The sequence below is a fragment of the Bradyrhizobium sp. UFLA05-89 genome, from assembly GCF_059803475.1.
The window spans coordinates 116,277-133,989 of record NZ_JBANBA010000009.1; the positions used below are offsets into that span (position 1 = coordinate 116,277).

General features: G+C 63.4%; 15 protein-coding genes and 1 pseudogene. 10 read left to right on the forward strand and 6 right to left on the reverse strand.

The genetic code is table 11. From position 1 onward, the window contains the following. Nucleotides 1-24: 24 nt before the first annotated feature. Nucleotides 25-1,389 (forward strand): metallophosphoesterase family protein, encoded by a 1,365-nt coding sequence (locus SO139_RS07610; protein WP_449378295.1) that lies wholly within the window; start codon nucleotides 25-27, stop codon nucleotides 1,387-1,389. A 354-nt stretch (nucleotides 1,390-1,743) separates the two neighbouring features. Here SO139_RS07610 and frc read toward each other — a convergent pair whose 3' ends face one another. From frc to SO139_RS07625, 3 genes are all read right to left on the reverse strand, one after another. Continuing rightward, nucleotides 1,744-3,021: a formyl-CoA transferase gene (gene frc, locus SO139_RS07615; protein WP_449378296.1), complete on the reverse strand. Its 1,278-nt coding sequence runs from the start codon at nucleotides 3,019-3,021 to the stop codon at nucleotides 1,744-1,746. A 154-nt stretch (nucleotides 3,022-3,175) separates the two neighbouring features. After that, nucleotides 3,176-4,909 (reverse strand): oxalyl-CoA decarboxylase, encoded by a 1,734-nt coding sequence (gene oxc / locus SO139_RS07620; RefSeq protein ID WP_449378297.1) that lies wholly within the window; start codon nucleotides 4,907-4,909, stop codon nucleotides 3,176-3,178. Between the two features lie 74 nt (nucleotides 4,910-4,983). Next, nucleotides 4,984-5,679: a GntR family transcriptional regulator gene (locus SO139_RS07625; RefSeq protein WP_051389613.1), complete on the reverse strand. Its 696-nt coding sequence runs from the start codon at nucleotides 5,677-5,679 to the stop codon at nucleotides 4,984-4,986. A gap of 340 nt (nucleotides 5,680-6,019) precedes the next feature. On the opposite strand from SO139_RS07625, the gene SO139_RS07630 reads away from it, so the two are divergent. From SO139_RS07630 to SO139_RS07660, 7 genes and pseudogenes are all read left to right on the forward strand, one after another. Further along, entirely contained in the window at nucleotides 6,020-8,149 is a 2,130-nt protein-coding gene (locus tag SO139_RS07630) for an acetate--CoA ligase family protein (protein WP_449378298.1), read from the forward strand. Nucleotides 8,150-8,316: 167 nt separating this feature from the next. After that, nucleotides 8,317-9,168, forward strand: a complete 852-nt coding sequence (locus SO139_RS07635) for an IclR family transcriptional regulator (protein WP_449378299.1) — start codon at nucleotides 8,317-8,319, stop codon at nucleotides 9,166-9,168. Nucleotides 9,169-9,287: 119 nt separating this feature from the next. Then, a complete protein-coding gene (locus SO139_RS07640; RefSeq protein WP_449378300.1) occupies nucleotides 9,288-11,090 on the forward strand; it encodes an adenine deaminase in 1,803 nt (600 codons plus the stop codon). A gap of 152 nt (nucleotides 11,091-11,242) precedes the next feature. After that, nucleotides 11,243-11,998 (forward strand): annotated as a pseudogene (locus SO139_RS07645) (thiamine pyrophosphate-binding protein); the annotation flags it as partial. A 109-nt stretch (nucleotides 11,999-12,107) separates the two neighbouring features. Then, entirely contained in the window at nucleotides 12,108-12,893 is a 786-nt protein-coding gene (hyi, locus tag SO139_RS07650; protein ID WP_449378302.1) for a hydroxypyruvate isomerase, read from the forward strand. A gap of 218 nt (nucleotides 12,894-13,111) precedes the next feature. Continuing rightward, nucleotides 13,112-13,999: a 2-hydroxy-3-oxopropionate reductase gene (locus tag SO139_RS07655; RefSeq protein ID WP_449378303.1), complete on the forward strand. Its 888-nt coding sequence runs from the start codon at nucleotides 13,112-13,114 to the stop codon at nucleotides 13,997-13,999. Between the two features lie 118 nt (nucleotides 14,000-14,117). After that, a complete protein-coding gene (locus SO139_RS07660) occupies nucleotides 14,118-14,504 on the forward strand; it encodes a DUF1236 domain-containing protein (protein WP_449378304.1) in 387 nt (128 codons plus the stop codon). Between the two features lie 57 nt (nucleotides 14,505-14,561). On the opposite strand, the gene SO139_RS07665 is transcribed toward SO139_RS07660, so the two are convergent. Beyond that, entirely contained in the window at nucleotides 14,562-15,164 is a 603-nt protein-coding gene (locus tag SO139_RS07665) for a thiamine pyrophosphate-dependent enzyme (protein WP_449378305.1), read from the reverse strand. Between the two features lie 8 nt (nucleotides 15,165-15,172). Then, nucleotides 15,173-15,733, reverse strand: coding sequence for a thiamine pyrophosphate-binding protein (locus SO139_RS07670; RefSeq protein WP_449378306.1), 561 nt, complete (start codon nucleotides 15,731-15,733; stop codon nucleotides 15,173-15,175). A gap of 257 nt (nucleotides 15,734-15,990) precedes the next feature. Here SO139_RS07670 and SO139_RS07675 point away from each other — a divergent pair, with 257 nt between their 5' ends. Beyond that, on the forward strand, nucleotides 15,991-17,040 hold the full coding sequence (locus SO139_RS07675) for a hydroxyacid dehydrogenase (protein WP_449378307.1): 1,050 nt from the start codon (nucleotides 15,991-15,993) through the stop codon (nucleotides 17,038-17,040). 126 nt (nucleotides 17,041-17,166) lie between these two features. Further along, nucleotides 17,167-17,379, forward strand: coding sequence for a hypothetical protein (locus SO139_RS07680; protein ID WP_283036214.1), 213 nt, complete (start codon nucleotides 17,167-17,169; stop codon nucleotides 17,377-17,379). A gap of 18 nt (nucleotides 17,380-17,397) precedes the next feature. Here the strand turns inward: SO139_RS07680 and SO139_RS07685 are convergent. Beyond that, the coding region (locus SO139_RS07685) for a GNAT family N-acetyltransferase (protein WP_498539853.1) at nucleotides 17,398-17,713 on the reverse strand (316 nt) is incomplete at its 5' end.

Genomic DNA, 17,713 nt, shown 5'->3' on the forward strand with positions numbered 1-17,713 from the left:
CCGCACTGGAGGGTCACCAATTCCGTGAATAGTTTCATTCCCGCGATTCTTCCGCGCGGCAAAGGGCACCAGTTTGTCTTGTATGGCGACTCCTGTTCGGGCGTCCCAGGTGCATTGCACGAAGAGACCTTCGCCTCGGTCAACGCAGTTGTTCAACGTCTGCAGCCGCAGCCCGAATTCATTCTCTTTCCAGGCGATGAGATCATCGGCCTAACGCCGGATGCGGACGTTCTGCGCGCGCAGTGGCGACATTGGTTCGACACGGAAATGGCGTGGCTCGACCGTGCGGCTATCCCCATCTGGCACACAACCGGAAATCATACGACCTACGACCTGATGAGCGAGGCGGTGTTCCGCAGCTTTCTTAATTTGCCGAATAACGGACCGCCAGGGCAAGCTGGTCTCTCCTATTTCGTACGGCGCGGCGAGCTTTTGATGGTATTCGTCAACACGCTCTGGAGCGGGCTCGGAGGTGAGGGCCATGTCGAGATCGACTGGCTCGAAGCAACGCTGAGAGCTCATGGCGATGCCCGACATAAGCTCGTTCTTGGTCATCATCCGGTGTTTCCCGTCAATGGCTTTGCCGGCGCCTATCAGCGCGAGATCGGCCACGAATACGCTCGTCCGTTCTGGGACGTTCTTGTGAACGAAAACGTCCTTGCCTACCTGTGCAGCCACATCCTTGCTTTCGACGTGCAGGCGCACAGCGGCGTCCTGCAAATCTGCACCGCAGGCGCCGGAACGGCTCACAGAATGCCGGAAGGCGTTGAATATCTGCACTGCGTCCAGGCCGCGCTTGACGAGCAGGGCCTGCGTTATCAGGTGCTCGATACCGGCGGCGCCGTAAGGGAGAGGATGGAATGGCCGCTGCCCAATCCAGATCCCGCCCTGTGGAGGCAACTGCCGCTCGGAGAAGTGGAAGCGATGTTCAGTGGACGTGTGCCGAGCGGATCCAGGATTGAGCTGCGACTGGCAGGGCAGAGCGCCACGATCGACGTTGCATCGGCGCAGACAATCTTCACGGCTTTCGCGCCAAGCTCAATCGCGCCGTTCTGGTTGGGACTTCGGGGGCCGAAGCAAACCCTGACAGCCATCGTCGGTCGTGATCCGGGGCGCAGTCCGTCCTATTGGTTTGGACCTGATCTTGCAGGAGGTGAAAGTTTCGATATCCACGTCCTCATCTATCCGGATATGGGCCCTGGCGGCTTGCTGTACCGCCACCACACCACGCCGTATTGGTCGTCCTTCGACTCTGCGACCGCGCGAGGATTAGAGCAGCTTTCTTGGCCTCAGCGTTGGGCCATCGGTCAGGGACAGAGCGGCAGTGAAGACCGCCCGTTTAGAGGTACAGCGTTGAATCTCCAAATCGTGCCGACAGAGACTTCATGAGCTGCGCCGAACCGAGCCGACATGAAATTCAGATCTTTTTGCAGGGGCGTGGCGCCAAGCAGCGGCCGGGCACGTGGTGCAAATCGCACTAAGGTGCGTCCGCCTTGTGCGGATGTCGTGACGTTTGCGGACATCAGGCGGGGGAAACTCTGCGATGGTGAACTTTTGCCACTGATTTGCCCGACGCGTCAAGCGATTTCGTAAAATCAGCAGGCCGTGTGCGGGCGATCCTCGGCTACTTTGCATGGGGTTGTTTTTCAGATTTTGATGGAAGCCCCGAAGCGGGAAATCGGGTACACAAAAAAGGGCCGCCTCAACAGACGGCCCTTTCGTTTCTCGTCCAAGCGCTTCCGCTTACTCCGCGGCCTGCTTCTGCGGCGGATCGAGCGCGCCGGACTTGTGGATGTCGGCGACCTGGTGATCCGAGAAGCCGAGCACGCTGCGCAGGATCTCGTCGGTGTGCTCGCCGAGCAGCGGCGAGCGCTGCACGTCGCTCGGTGAGTCCGACAGCTTGATCGGGTTGCCGACCGAGATGTACTTGCCCCGCGTCGGATGGTCGACTTCGACCACGGTGCCGGTCGCGCGCAGCGACTGGTCTTCGGCGATCTCCTTCATCGACAGGATCGGGCCGCAGGGGATGTCGTCCTTGTTGAGGATCTCCATCGCCTCGAACTTCGTCTTCGTCATCGTCCACTGCTCGATGCGGGCGAAGATCTCGTTGAGCCGCGGCAGGCGGGCTGCGGGCTTTGCGTAGTTCGGATCGGTCTTCCAGGTCGGCTCGCCGATCACGTCGCAGATCTTCTCCCAGACCGGGGCCTGGGTGATGAAGTAGATGTAGGCGTTGGGATCGGTCTCCCAGCCCTTGCACTTCAGGATGCGGCCGGGCTGGCCGCCGCCGGAATCGTTGCCGGCGCGCGGCACGGCATCGCCGAACGGAATGCCTTCGCCGAACTGGCTGTACTCCTTGAGCGGACCGTGGGCGAGGCGCTGCTGGTCGCGCAGCTTGACGCGCGCGAGGTTGAGCACGCCGTCCTGCATCGCGGCCGTGACGCGCTGGCCCTTGCCCGAATGCGTGCGCTGATAGAGCGCGGTGACGATGCCGAGCGCGAGATGCAGGCCGGTGCCGCTATCGCCGATCTGCGCGCCGGTGACGAGCGGCAGGCCGTCGCGGAAGCCCGTGGTCGAGGCGGCGCCGCCGGTGCACTGCGCGACGTTCTCATAGACCTTGCAGTCCTCGTACGGCCCGGGACCAAAGCCCTTGATCGAGGCGACGATCATCTTCGGGTTGATCGCCTGAATCTTCTCCCAGGGGAAGCCCATGCGGTCGAGCACGCCGGGGCCGAAGTTCTCGACCAGCACGTCGCACTTCCTGATCAGTTCGGTGAGAACCTCCTTGCCCTTGGGGTTCTTGGTGTCGAGCGTGATCGAGCGCTTGTTGTGGTTCAGCATGGTGAAATACAGGCTGTCCACGTTCGGGATGTCCTGGAGCTGGCCGCGGGTGATGTCACCGACACCCGGACGCTCCACCTTGATCACGTCGGCGCCGAACCATGCCAGCAACTGCGTGCAGGTCGGCCCCGACTGGACGTGGGTGAAATCGAGAATGCGAACGCCCGTGAGCGCCTTGGTCATCGTGTCTGCTCCTTTTACTATTTGTTGCCGTCATGCCCGCGAAGGCGGGCATCCAGTATTCGCCGTCAATTCAGTCGGGCTCAGCGTTCGCCATCAGGGATGGTCCGGCGATTACTGGGTTCCCCGCCTGCGCGGGGAATGACCCGGTCGGTGCTCACTTCTTCTTCTGCAAGACGCTCTGCGGATTGAGATTGCCGATGCGGCCGCTCTCCGAGCCTGCCGCCGGATCGATCACCGCGTTGATCAGCGTCGGCTTGCCCGAGCTGATGGCCTCGTTGACTGCGCGCTTCAGCTCATCCGGCGAGGTCGCGTTCACGCCGACGCCGCCAAAGGCTTCCATCATCTTGTCGTAGCGTGCGCCCTTGACGAACACGGTGGTCGCGGGATCTGCGTTGGCGTTGTTGACGTCGGTGCCGCGATAGATGCCGTCATTGTTGAAGATGACGACGCAGATCGGCAAATTGTAGCGGCAGATGGTCTCGACCTCCATGCCGGAGAAGCCGAAGGCGCTGTCGCCTTCCACCGCGAGCACGGGGTTGCCGGTCTCGAGCGCGGCAGCAATCGCCTGGCCCATGCCGATCCCCATCACCCCCCAGGTGCCGACGTCGAGACGCTTGCGCGGCTTGTACATGTCGATGACGCCGCGGGCGAGGTCGAGCGTGTTGGCGCCCTCGTTGACGAGGATCGCGTCCGGATGCTCCTTGATGACGTTCTTCAGCACGCCGAGCGCGCCGTGATAGTCCATCGGCGACTTGTTGTTCATGAGCTTCGGCGCCATCTTGGCGACGTTCTCTTCACGCTTGGTCGAAACAGCCTTGGTCCATTCGGACGGCGGCACGGTCCAGCCCGCAGCCATCGCCTGGTTGAAGGCGGAGACGACGGAGCCGATGTCGCCGACGACCGGCGCGACGATCTCGACGTTGGAGTCCATCTCCTTCGGCTCGATGTCGACCTGGATGAATTTCTTGGGCGCTTCGCCCCAGCTCTTGCCCTTGCCGTGCGAGAGCAGCCAATTGAGCCGCGCGCCGATCAGCAGGACGACGTCGGACTCTTTCAGCACCGTCGAGCGGGCGGCTCCAGCGCACTGCGGATGGGTGTCGGGGAGGAGGCCCTTGGCCATGCTCATCGGCAGGAAGGGGACGCCGCTCTTCTCGACGAAGCTCTTGATCTCCTCGTCGGCCTGCGCGTAGGCAGCGCCCTTGCCGAGGATGATGAGGGGACGTTTCGCGCTCTTTAGAACATCGAGCGCGCGCTTGACCGACGCAGGCGAGGGGATCTGTGCGGGCGAAGCATCGATCACCTTGACCAGCGACTTCTGGCCGGCATCGGCGTTCATGACCTGGCCGAACAGCTTGGCCGGCAGGTCGAGATAGACGCCGCCGGGACGGCCGGAGACCGCGGCGCGGATGGCGCGAGCCAGACCAATGCCGATGTCCTGGGCGTGCAGCACGCGATAGGCCGCCTTGCACAGCGGCTTTGCGACCGCAAGCTGATCCATCTCCTCATAGTCGCCCTGCTGGAGGTCGACGATCTCGCGCTCGGAAGAGCCCGAGATCAGGATCATCGGATAGCAATTGGTGGTGGCGTGAGCCAGCGCAGTGAGGCCATTGAGGAAGCCGGGCGCGGAGACGGTGAGACAGACGCCGGGCTTCTTGGTGAGGAAACCTGCGATTCCCGCCGCGTAACCGGCGTTCTGCTCGTGACGGAAGGAGATCACGCGGATGCCCGCGGCCTGTGCCATGCGGCCCAAATCCGTGATCGGGATGCCCGGCACATTATAGATGGTGTTGATGCCGTTCAGCTTGAGCGCGTCGATGACGAGATGAAAGCCATCCGTCAATTCCTGCTCGGTGCCCGGTGCTTCGGACTTGGTCGCGGTATTCAGCATGGGCCTTGTCTCCCTGGTCTCAAGGTCGTTGGGGCGAATTGTTCGCCCTTCTGGTGAAGTTGCTGGCTCAACAGCTACGTGAATAGTTCCTGGCCATGCGCTTCGACGTAAGCCGCAAGGCCAAGGGTGTGATCGCGAGCGCGCTTCTCGGCGAGCTCGGTGTCGCGCGCTTCCAGCGCTTCGATGATGCCGAGATGCTCGGGCAGCGAGGTCGCGGTACGGTCCTTCCGTCCGATCGTCAGTTGCCGGTAGCCGCGCACGTGCAGCAGAAGGTCGTTGGTGAGGTCGACCAGGATCGGCGATTCCGACAGCGAGATCAGCGCCTGGTGGAAGGCGATGTTGGCGCGCGAATATTCCTCGATGTGATCCTCGGGTAGGCGATCCTTGCCGAAATCCTTGAAGTAGTCGCGCAGCGCCGAAATGTCCTTCTTGCGCGCGGTGGTGGTGATCAGGCGCGCCGCCATGCTCTCCAGCGCCGCCCAGGCGCGGATCATGTCGACGATCTCGCTCTTGGTCCTGCGCACCACCATGATACCCCGGCGCGGCACGGTCTTCACAAAACCGTCCTGCTCGAGCATCGCGATCGCTTCGCGGATCGGCGTGCGGCTCACGCCAAGGCGTTCGGACAGCGCGCGCTCGTCCAGCATCACCGGCTCGGGCGTCGAATAGATGTCCATCTTGAGGATCGCTTCCTTCAAGGCGTCATACGCCTTGTTCTTGAAGCTGCTCTCCGGGGCAATACGGACGATTGCGAGATCTGCCTCGGCCATGTTGGGCGATGCCTTGATTTGCTTCACGACGATTCTCCTCCTCAGGGGGAGTCGTCTTTTACAGGAATATTTACCGAAATGTTTTTGGCATACCACATGCCAGAATGTCAAGCTGCCTATTTTTTGCGGCGTTCGGACCCATCCCCCGCCTTGACAAGTTGGCTTCTGGCATACCAAATGCCATCGCCAGCCATTTTTGATCCAAACCGGCGGAATAAACTCGGGCTTTCTGCCCCTCCGTTCCGCGGCATGGAACAAGGCGCGGCGAATGGCAAGCATCACGGGCAGCCGCAATGTGCGCGCCTTGCAAAGCAAGATCTGAGGTCAAGGGAGAAACCACATGTCGAATTCCAAAGATGCCGTCCGCAGGGTGCTTGACCAGGTCAAGGCGGACAACCGCACCAGCCTGACGGCCCCCGAAGGCAAGCTCGTCTGCGATGCCTACGGCATTCCGGTGCCGAAGGAGGGGGTCGCGAAGTCGGCCGGTGAGGCCGGCAAGATGGCTTCCTCCATGGGCTTCCCGGTCGTGATGAAGATCGTCTCGCCCGACATTCTCCACAAGACTGAAGCCGGTGGCGTCATCGTCGGCCTCAAGACGGCGCAGGATGCCGAGAAGGCCTACGAGACCATTCTCTCCAATGCCAAGAAATACAAGGCTGACGCCAAGATCGAGGGCATCCAGGTGCAGCAGATGCTGGCTGGCGGGACCGAGGTGATCGTCGGCTCGATCACCGACGGTTCCTTCGGCAAGCTGGTCGCCTTCGGCCTCGGCGGCGTGCTCGTCGAAGTGTTGAAGGACATCACCTTCCGCCTCGCGCCCGCAACCAGGGAGGATGCGCTGTCGATGCTCGACGGAATCCAGGCGCATGAGATTCTGAAGGGCGTTCGCGGTGGCGAGCCGGTGAACCGCACGGCGCTTGCCGACGTCATCGTCAAGGTCTCGCAGCTCGTCACGGACTTCCCGGAGATCATCGAGCTCGACCTCAACCCGGTGTTCGCGACCCCAAAGGATGCGATCGCCGCCGACGTGCGCATCGTCGTCGACTTCGCCTACAAGCCAAAGCCGAAGCCGCGCCCGACCGAAGAGATCGTCGCGGCCATGAACCGCATCATGCAGCCGAAGGCGGTTGCCGTGATCGGCGCCTCGGCCGAAGACGGCAAGATCGGCAACTCCGTGATGAAGAACCTCGTCAACGGCGGCTACAAGGGCGAGATCATTCCGATCCATCCCAAGGCCCCCGAGATCCTCGGCTACAAGGCTTATAAGAGCGTCAAGGACGTGCCGGGCGTGATCGACGTCGCGGTGTTCGCGATCCCCGCAAAATTCGTCGCCGGCGCGCTGACCGAATGCGGCGAGAAGAAGATTCCGGGCGCCGTGCTGATTCCGTCGGGCTTCGCGGAGGCTGGCGCGCCGGAGCTCCAGGCCGAGATCGTCGAGGTCGGCAAGAAGTACGACATCCGTCTGATGGGGCCGAACATCTACGGCTTCTACTATACGCCTGCCAATCTCTGCGCGACATTCTGCACGGCCTATGACGTGAAGGGCCACGCGGCGCTGTCGTCGCAGTCGGGCGGAATCGGCATGGCCATCATCGGCTTCTCGCGCTCGGCCAAGATGGGCGTCTCCGCGATCGTCGGCCTCGGCAACAAGTCCGACATCGACGAGGACGATCTGCTCGCCTTCTTCGAGCAGGATCCGAACACCAATTTGATCGCGCAGCACTGCGAAGACCTCAAGGATGGCCGTGCCTTTGCGGAAGCCGCAAAACGCGTCTCCAAGAAGAAACCGGTCGTCGTGCTCAAGGCCGGCCGCACCTCGGCTGGGGCCAAGGCGGCGTCCTCGCACACCGGCGCGCTTGCCGGTAACGACAGGATCTATGAGGACGTCTTCAAGCAGTCCGGTGTGATCCGCGCGCGTTCGCTGCGGCAGCTGCTTGAGTTCGCCCGTGGCGTGCCGGTGCTGCCGACGCCGAAGGGCGAGAACGTGCTGATCATCACCGGCGCCGGCGGCTCGGGCGTGCTGCTGTCGGACTCCTGCGTCGACAACGGCTTGTCGCTGATGTCGATGCCGCCGGATCTCGATGCGGCCTTCCGCAAGTTCATCCCGCCGTTTGGCGCGGCCGGAAATCCTGTGGATATCACCGGCGGCGAGCCGCCGATCACCTACGTCAACACGGTGAAGCTCGGCCTCTCGGACGATCGCATCCACGCGCTGATCCTCGGCTACTGGCACACGATCGTCACCCCGCCGATGGTGTTCGCACGCAACATGGTCGAGGTGAAGAAGGAGATGGAGGCCAAAGGCTTCGTGAAGCCGATGGTTGCCTCGCTTGCCGGCGACGTCGAGGTCGAGGAAGCCGCCGAATATCTCTATCAGCACGGCATCCCGGCCTACGCCTATTCGACTGAGCTGCCGGTTGAGGTTTTGGGCGCCAAGTACAAGTGGGCGCGCGGGGCAGGGCTGCTCTGAGCGGTCTCTCCCTTGTCATCCCGGGGCGATGTAACGGAACCGCGCAAGCGCGGCCCGGAGCGTCGAACCCGAGATCTCGAGATTCCGGGTCTGGTGCGCCAGGCCCGGGCTTCGCGCAGTTTCGGCGCACCATCCCGGAATGACCAACGCAAAAGCGGCAGGTCGCGATGAGCAAGAACGTCATCCGGCGCAAATCGCTCGAGCCTCGATCACCATCGGAGGGCGACCACGACGCGCGCGACGGCGGCGTGCAGTCCGTCGACCGCGCGCTGTCGATCATCGAGACGTTGGCCGAGGACGACGAAGGCTATCGCCTGAGTGATCTCGCCGTCCGCACCGGATTGTCGGCCTCGACCGTGCACCGGCTGCTCGCAACGCTCGAAAGCCGTCGCTTCGTGCAGTTCGACCGCGTCGAGTCCAAATGGCACGTCGGCGTGCGCAGTTTTACCGTCGGCGCCAGCTTCGCGCGGCGGCGCAACTTCACGGCGCAGGCCATTCCCTACCTTCGGAAGCTGCGCGATCTCACCCGCGAGACTGCCAACCTCGCCGTGGTCGACGACGAGTTCATCATCGTGCTGACTCGCATGGAGAGCCGCGAGATCATGCGCTCGCTGACCAAGGTCGGCGGCCGCGTCGCGATGGTGACATCCGGTGTCGGCAAGGCGGTGCTCGCGACCTATTCGGACGAGGACGTCGGCGCAGTCATCCGGCACCACGGCATGCCGAGGCTCACGGAGAAGTCGATCGTCCGGCCGAGTGACCTGTTCAGGGAGCTCGCGACGATTCGCAAGCAGGGATATGCGGTCGACGACGAGGAGGCGGAGATCGGCCTGCGCTGCGTAGCGGCCGTGGTCTACAACGCGCTGACCGAGCCGCTCGCGGCGATCTCGGTCTCGGGCATGACCAGCCGCGTGACCGACACCCGCTTGCCCGAGATTGGTCGCATGGTGCGCGAGGTGGCCGCGGAACTTACCGCAGCGATGGGCGGGGTCGTGCCTCGGGCCGAGGATGGGGACTGAAGGTCGGGCTACTTTCGATGTGCCCAATGCGTAAGCAGGCGTGCCGTTTAATTTGAGCTTGCCCCTCGTGGCTGAGGGCGCAACCATCGCCGGGTCATTCACGCCTTGCGAGAGTCCCGATGACCCGACTGACCCGCTTTGCCGTCGCACCGCTGCATGAGATGACGCGGCGCCTTGCCGACGTTGCCTCCTCTCGCGTCGTGCCTGATCTCGTCGTCACGGGCGCGCGGGTGCTGTCGACCTATTCGGAGCGCGTCCACCCGGACCGCGAGGTCTGGATCACCGGCGGCCGGATCGCGGCGGTGAAACCGGCCGGTGCGGCTAGGAAGGTCTGGAGCAGTGTGAGGCTCTATGACGCCGCCGGTGGCATCATTGCTCCGGGGCTGGTCGATCCGCATATCCACATCGAATCCTCGATGGTGACGGCCTGCGCCTATGCGGAAGCGGCGCTGCTCAACGGCACCACCACGATCTTCTGTGACAGCCATGAGATCGGCAACGTCATGGACGTCGCCGGCGTCGAGGCGATGCTTCAGGACGCGCGCGAGGCGCCGCTGTCGATCTTTTTGACGGTGCCTTCGACCGTACCGGCGACGTCGGCCGAGTTGGAAACCGCTGGAGGAGACCTCACACCGGACAAGATCGCTGGCCTGTTCGACCGCTGGCCGGAAGCGGTGGCGCTCGGCGAGAAGATGGATTTCGTGCCGGTGACTATGGGCGACGAGCGCAGCCACGCGATCCTGGCCGCCGCGCTCAAGCGCGGGCGTCCCGTGTCCGGTCATGTCTATGGCCGCGAATTCGTCGCGGCCTATGCAGCATCCGGCGTCACTGACACCCACGAAGCAATTGATCGCGACATTGCCGACGATCTCCTTGATGCCGGCGTCTGGGTCTTCCTCCGCGGCGGGCCGCCGACCACGCCGTGGCACTCGCTGCCGCAGGCGATCCGCACCATCACCGAGCTCGGGGCCTCCCACAAGCGGACCGCGGTATGCACCGATGACCGCGACGCCGACGATCTCTTCCTGTTTGGCCTGGACTGGGTGGTGCGCGAAGCCGTGAAGGCCGGGATGTCGCCGGAGCAGGCCTGGTCGATGGGCTCGCTGCATGGCGCGACACGCTTCAACATGGAGGGTGAAATCGGCGGGCTCGGTGGCGGTCGACGCGCCGATCTCGTGCTAATGGACGACAATCTGAAGCCGCAATGCACCTGGTATGGCGGCGAGTTGGTGGTCGAGAAGGGCAAGATCACAGAGCTTCTCGATCAGGCGCTGTCGCAGCGCTATCAATATCCGAAGTCGGCCTATGCGACCGTGAAGCTGCCGGAACAGCTCACGCTGGTGCCGGAGCTTCCGGCGAAGGCTTGCACCGTCAACGCGATCAAGACCGCACTTCCCGGCATCATGCTCATCCACGAGAAGGTCAGAATCGAACCGGCGAAGGATTGGCCGACCCTGTTTGCGCGCCATGGCCTGTGCTTCGTGACGGTAGTCGAGCGCCATGGCAAATCGGCTGGCAACGTCGCCTACGGCCTCCTCAAGGATTTTGGCCTCAAGCGCGGCGCGGTGGCCTCCAGCGTCGGGCACGACAGCCACAACATCATCGTCGCCGGAACCAACGAAGCTGACATGCAACTGGCGATATCGGCCATCAAGCAGCAACAAGGCGGCGTCTGCGTCGTCGCTGATGGCAAGGTGAGGGCGCTGGTTCCGCTGCCGATCGCAGGACTGCTCTCGGACAAGCGTATCACTGAGGTGGCCGAGGAGGTGCGGGTCCTGAAGGCGGAATGGGCGCAAGCTGGCTGCACCATCCCCTATATGGGCTTCAATTTGATTCCGCTATCGGTCATTCCGGAAATTCGCATCACCGACAAGGGCCTCGTGCTGGTGCCGCAGATGGAGCTCGCGCCCTTGTTCGAGTAGCCGCTTTCATGCGTCGCTTGATGTAACCGATTGAGACCGCCGCGATTTTTCTGCGGCTGCCACATCGTGGAAAATAAAATCGATCTCGTTGAGCGCGGCCCGTGCGCAATCGATGATCACGCTCGAAGTGAGGCAACCGAGCGAGGTCCGATATGGCGAAGATGCGAGCCGTCGATGCAGCCGTGCGAATTCTGGAGAAGGAAGGCATCTCGACCGCCTTCGGCGTTCCCGGGGCCGCGATCAATCCGCTTTACTCGGCGTTGAAGAAGAGAGGCTCGATTCGCCACATCCTGGCGCGCCATGTCGAGGGCGCTTCCCACATGGCGGAAGGCTACACGCGGGCGAAGGCCGGCAATATCGGCGTCTGCATCGGTACATCAGGGCCGGCCGGCACCGACATGATCACAGGGCTCTATTCGGCGATCGCCGATTCCATTCCGATCCTCTGCATCACCGGACAGGCGCCACGGGCTCGGCTCTACAAGGAGGACTTTCAGGCGGTCGATATCGAATCCATCGCAAAGCCGGTGACGAAATGGGCGGTCACCGTGCGCGAGCCGGCGCTGGTGCCGCGCGTGTTCAGCCAGGCCTTTCACGTGATGCGCTCGGGGCGTCCCGGCCCGGTCCTGATCGACATGCCGCTCGATGTGCAGCTCGCCGAGATCGAGTTCGACGATGAGACCTACGAGCCGTTACCGGTCTACCGGCCGACCGCGACGCGCAAGCAGGTCGAGAAGGCGCTGGAGATGCTCAACGCCGCCGAACGGCCGCTGATCGTCGCGGGTGGCGGTATCATCAACGCCGATGCTTCCGACCTGCTCGTCGAGTTCGCCGAGACCGTGAACGTGCCTGTTGTCCCGACGCTCATGGGGTGGGGCGCGATCCCTGACGATCACGTGCTGATGGCCGAGATCGACAACATTGTCGAGTTCGAGGAGGTGCTTGACCTGCCGCTCGACGAGGTCGGGAGCACGCGCCCGGGCGTGCTGCAGCCGGCAGAGTAGGGAGGACAGCCTCGTGCCAAAATTCGCCGCCAATCTCACCATGCTCTTCAACGAGATGCCGTTTGTCGACCGCTTTGCCGCGGCGAAGTCGGCCGGATTCAGCGGGGTCGAATATCTGTTCCCGTATGATTTCGACAAGGCGCTGTTGCGCGAACAGCTCGACAGTCACGGGCTCACGCAGGTGCTCCATAATCTCCCGGCCGGTAACTGGGCGGGCGGCGAGCGCGGCATTGCGATCCTGCCTGATCGCGTCGCCGAATTCCGCGACGGCGTGTTCCGCGCCATCGATTATGCCAAAGCGCTTGACTGCGACCGGCTCAATTGTCTCGTCGGCATCGCGCCTGATGATGCCGATCCACGCGAGTTGAACGAGACGCTGGTCGGAAACCTGCGTTTCGCTGCCGCGGCGCTGGCGCGTGAAAACATCGAGCTGCTGATCGAACCGATCAACACCTTCGACATTCCCGGCTTCTTCCTCAACCGCACCGAGCAGGCGGTGCAGCTCATCTCCGATGTGCGCTCCAGCAACTTGTTCATCCAGTACGATATCTATCACATGCAGATCATGGAGGGCGATCTCGCCCGGACCATGCAGAAATATCTCGACCGCATCTCGCATATCCAGCTTGCCGACAATCCCGGCCGCCACGAGCCGGGCACGGGCGAGATCAACTATCCCTTCCTGTTCCGCCATCTCGACGCGATCGGCTATCGCGGTTGGATCGGCTGCGAATACAAGCCGCGCACCACGACGCTGGAAGGCATGTCCTGGCACGCGGCACAAACGTTCGAGACGTGAGGATATCGAAGCACGGTCACGGTGCGCTCCCTCTCCTGCTTGCGGGAGAGGGCTGGGGTGAGGGTGTCTCCACGACGGGGTTCATTGATGCGTGCTGCAGTAATCCCAAACGCAAGAGAACCCTCACCCGGCACTGCGTGCCAACCTCTCCCGTAAGCAGGAGAGGTGAGGCCGCCGCCCGTGGATCGGACGCCCAAAATTGAAAGGAAACGACTGACATGATCGATATCGGCTTCATCGGACTTGGCACCATGGGGCGGCCGATGGCCGGCCATCTCCTGGCGGCGGGCCATCGCCTCTTTCTGCACGACATCGCACCGATTGCGCCCACGCTGATCGCGGCCGGCGGCGTCGCCTGCAAATCGGCGAAGGAGGTCGCAGAAGAGGCGGATGCCGTCATCATCATGGTGCCGGATACGCCGCATGTGGAGGCCGTGCTGTTCGGCAAGGACGGTGTCGCGAGCGGCATCTCCAAGGGCAAGATTGTCGTCGACATGAGCTCGATCTCGCCATTGGCAACCAAGGAGTTCGCGAAGAAGATCGAGGCTCTCGGCGCCGATTATCTCGACGCGCCGGTGTCGGGCGGCGAGGTCGGCGCCAAGGCGGCGAGCCTCACCATCATGATCGGCGGTCCGGAGCGCGCTTTCAACACCATGAAGGCCGTCTTCGACAAGATGGGCAAAAACGTCACCCGCGTCGGCGCCAATGGCGACGGCCAGACCACGAAGGTCGCGAACCAGATCATCGTCGCGTTGACGATCGAGGCGGTGAGCGAGGCCCTGCTGTTCGCCTCGAAGGCCGGCGCGGATCCCGCGCTGGTGCGGCAGGCGTTGATGGGCGGCTTCGCCTCGTCGCGGATTCTCGAGGTCCATGGCGAGCGCATGGTGAAGCGCAATTTCGATCCGGGCTTCCGTATCGAGTTGCACCAGAAGGATCTCAACCTCGCACTCGAGGGGGCGCGCGCACTCGGGCTTTCGCTGCCGAGCACGGCAGTGGCGCAGCAATTGTTCTCGGCCTGCACCGCGCATGGCGGCAAGGCATGGGATCATTCGGGGATGGTGCGTGCGCTCGAGTTGATGGCGGGGCACGAGATCGCCGCGGCGTGAAACTGTTACGCAGTAACACTCTTTCGGATTGAGGCTCGTCGCGGTCACTTGGGAACCCGGAACTATCCCCGGGGTCCCGCGGTTGACCGCGCACGGACGAACAATCTGGAGAGAGGACATGAAGACAAGTCTTGTGATTTCGTTGGCTGCCGCTTCGCTGCTGGCGTCGAGCGCAGCCTTCGCGCAGTCGACCACCGCCGAGGGCGCTGCGAACGGCGCGCGGGCCGGCGGCGAGATTGGTGGTCCGGTCGGCGCGATGGTGGGCGGCACCGTCGGCGCGGCCGTTGGCGCCGGTCTCGAAATTCCGAATGCGGTGATTGGTGCGGTGCCGCGCTCCGAGCCTTCCGTCGTGGTGCATGAACGCGTGGTGGTCGGTGAGCCGCTGCCGCCGACCGTGGTGTTGCGCCCGGTGCCGAACTACAGGGAATATGACTATGCGGTCATCAACGACCGCCGTGTCATCGTCGAGCCGCGGACCCGCAAGGTCATCAGGATTCTCGAGTGATCGTCGCAAATGGAAGGCGAGGCCCCGCGGGCAGCTCTCCGCGGGGCCTTTACGCGTTTAAAGCGGCTGCCGCACGCCGAGGCCGTGCATGAAGCGCTCGCGGATCTGCACGGGGTCGCGGCGCGTGGTCCCGACTCCCGGCTTGTCGTCGATCCGCACCGCAATGAGGCTTGGTTCCGCGGCCGTCAACGACCCCTCGACCAGCCGCTCGAAATCCTCCTCGTCCGCGGCCCAGGCGCTGTTGGCAAGACCCGAACCGGTCGCGATTGCCACAACGTCGGCCACGTCAGCGGCCGGCGTCCGCTGCGAACCGGTGATCTGGTAGATACCGTTGTCCATCACGATCATGGTGAGGTTTTTCGGCTTGAGAGTTGCGATCGTCGTCAGCGCGCCGAGCTGCATCAGCAGCGAGCCATCGCCTTCGAGCCCAACCACGCGGCGTTCGGGCTGCGCCAGCGCCACCCCGAGCGCGATCGGGAAGGCGAGGCCCATGCTGCCGAGCATGTAGAAGTTTTGCGGGCGGTGGCCGGCGGCCCAGAGGTCGAAATTGGTGTTGCCGATGCCGCCGATCACGGCCTCCTCATTCCTGAGTTTCGCGAGCAGGCGCGAGGTGAGGTCGAAGCGGTTCATCACCTTGGTGTTGCGGGCGGTCGCGTTCATGACTGACCTCACTTGTCAAAAACCTTGCCGCCGGTGAGCAGCGGGTTGAGGATCAGCGCCACCGGCGCCTGTGTGGTGACCGCCTGCTTGATCGAGCGGTCGGCGATGAATTCGAGCTCGTCGAGCCGGGTGATGGTGTGATGCTCGAGCGCTAGCGAGTCCAGCACCGGCCGCATGGTGCGGCAGACCAGCGCCTGGCCATAGTTGAACTCGCCGAGCGTGCCGCGCTCGGACACGAACATGATCAGCGGGATTTGATAGGGCACGGCGAGCGAGGCCAGCACGTTCGCGAGCGTCGCAAAGCCCGAGGTCTGCATCAGCACGGCGCCCCGCCGTCCGCCCATCCAGGCGCCCGAGACGATGCCGACGGCTTCCTCCTCGCGCGCGGTAGCAAAGGTCATGAAGAAGGGATCGGCGTGCAGGGCCTTGATCAGCGGCGTCAGCACCCGATCGGGCACATAAGGCACCAGGCTGACCTCGTTCCGCTTCAGGGTTTGCAGCACGATGTCGTGCCAGCTTCGTTCGGTCGGTGACATCTGGGGCGGGGGCTGCTGCTCCGCGATCGTCATCTCGTCCTCCCTTCCGCCACATCTTCTTTGCTCTATGCAGCGGTGCTGCTTCGTAGGCGCCTTGGTGCCGAACTTGACGCGGTGGGCGGGATTGTCAACATGCCCGGACCGGCACGGTGGTCTGCGCTCGCTGCGCTGCCATGGCCGGCGTTGCCGTGTCATAAGCAACGACAACAAGAGCAACGGGAGGAGCATGGAAGGGGCGCAGTTCGCGCCACTCCTGCGATGCCTCCTTGTGAGGAGCCGGAAACATTTCGATGCCCGTCAACACCAAGCGCGTCTTCTACGTCAAGTATCTCGCACATCCGATCTACGTCGACGTCCTGAAGGCGCGGAGCGACGTCCGGATCGATCGCATCGAGAATGAAAGTCCCGAAGAATTCTACGCGCCGATCCTGGAGGCCGCGCACGTTTATCAGATCGGCGCTGCGCGCGACGAGCTCGCGCCGCATTTCCATGCCGAGGCCAGGCTGTTGAAGCGCGCGCCGAACCTCCTGATCGTTTCCTCCAACGGCGCCGGCTTCGATCCCGTCGACGTCGAGGCCTGCACGGCGGCCGGCGTGCTCGTCGTCAACCAATCCGGAGGCAACGCCCATTCGGTCGCCGAGCACGCGCTCGCGATGATGCTCACGCTGTCGAAGCGCATCATCCAGTCGGACCGCCGTCTGCGGCGCGAGCGCGACGTCAACCGCAACGATCTCATCGGCAACGAGGTTGGGGGCAAGACCGTCGGCATCGTCGGGCTCGGCAACGTCGGCCGCCGCATCGCCGCGCTCTGCAACACGCTTCTGGGCATGAAGATCCTGGCTTACGATCCCTATCTTTCGGCAGACGTGATGGCCGCGCGGGGCGGCGAGAAGGTCGATCTCGACGAGCTGCTGCGCCGGTCCGACTTCGTCTCGATCTCCTGTCCACTCACCAAGGAAAGCCGCGGCATGATCGGCGTGCGCGAATTTTCGCTGATGCAGCCGCACGCCTATTTCGTCACCACCGCGCGCGGTTTCGTCCACGATGAGGACGCGCTGCTCCAGGCCCTGCGCGACAAGCGCATCGCCGGTGCAGGTCTGGACGTCTGGTCCAAGGAGCCGCCGCCGCCCGAGCATCCGCTCCTTCAGTTCGACAACGTGTTGGCGAGCCCACACACAGCAGGCGTGACCCTGGAGGCCCGCCAGAACATGGGACGCATCGCCGCCGAGCAGGTCCTGGATGCGCTCGACGGCAAGCGGCCGCCGCGCATCATCAACCCCGAGGTCTGGTCGCATTACGCCGAGCGCTTCCGCGAGACATTTGGGATTACACCTGGATAGGGCGGGGCGACTGACGGATCGAGACGGCATGTGGCGGACCGGCACTCAGTTTGATCCCCCTCAAAATCTCCTTCCCATGAAAATGCAAAATGGGATTAGAGTGCTGCCGGGGTAGCAGGAGGTCCCATGTCACGCTATGTCGTCAGGTTCATGAAGGACGTGCTCGGTGAGTACGGCCGGCAGAGTGAGGTCTGCCAGGGAACCCTGGAAATCGACGCTTCCTGTGAAAGCGAGGCGACCGAGCAGGCCAAGCTGAAATTCTGCAAGGACCAGGCGTTGCATCACTGGTCCCTGCATGCGGATCGCATCCATGTGAAGGCTGCCGATTTTCCGTCTTGAGGCGGAGGTCCGGCGCATTCAGCGGCTGAGAATGGACGCAGGCGGTGCCGCGGTCGCGCCTGCGCCAAGCGATCGCTGCACCATGACGGTATCGGACCAGCGGCCGTAGCGGTAGGCGACCCCGCACAACAACCCGACCTGGGCAAAGCCGAATTTTTCATGCAGCGCCAGCGAAGGCGCATTGTCGGCGTCGATATAGCCGATCATCTGGCGGAAGCCCGCCGCGGCGCAGGCGTCAATCAAGTCCTTGAGCAATAGCCGTCCGACACCGCGACCGAGATGGTCGTGATGCACATAGATCGAGTGCTTGGCGGTGTAGCGATAGGCCGGCCGC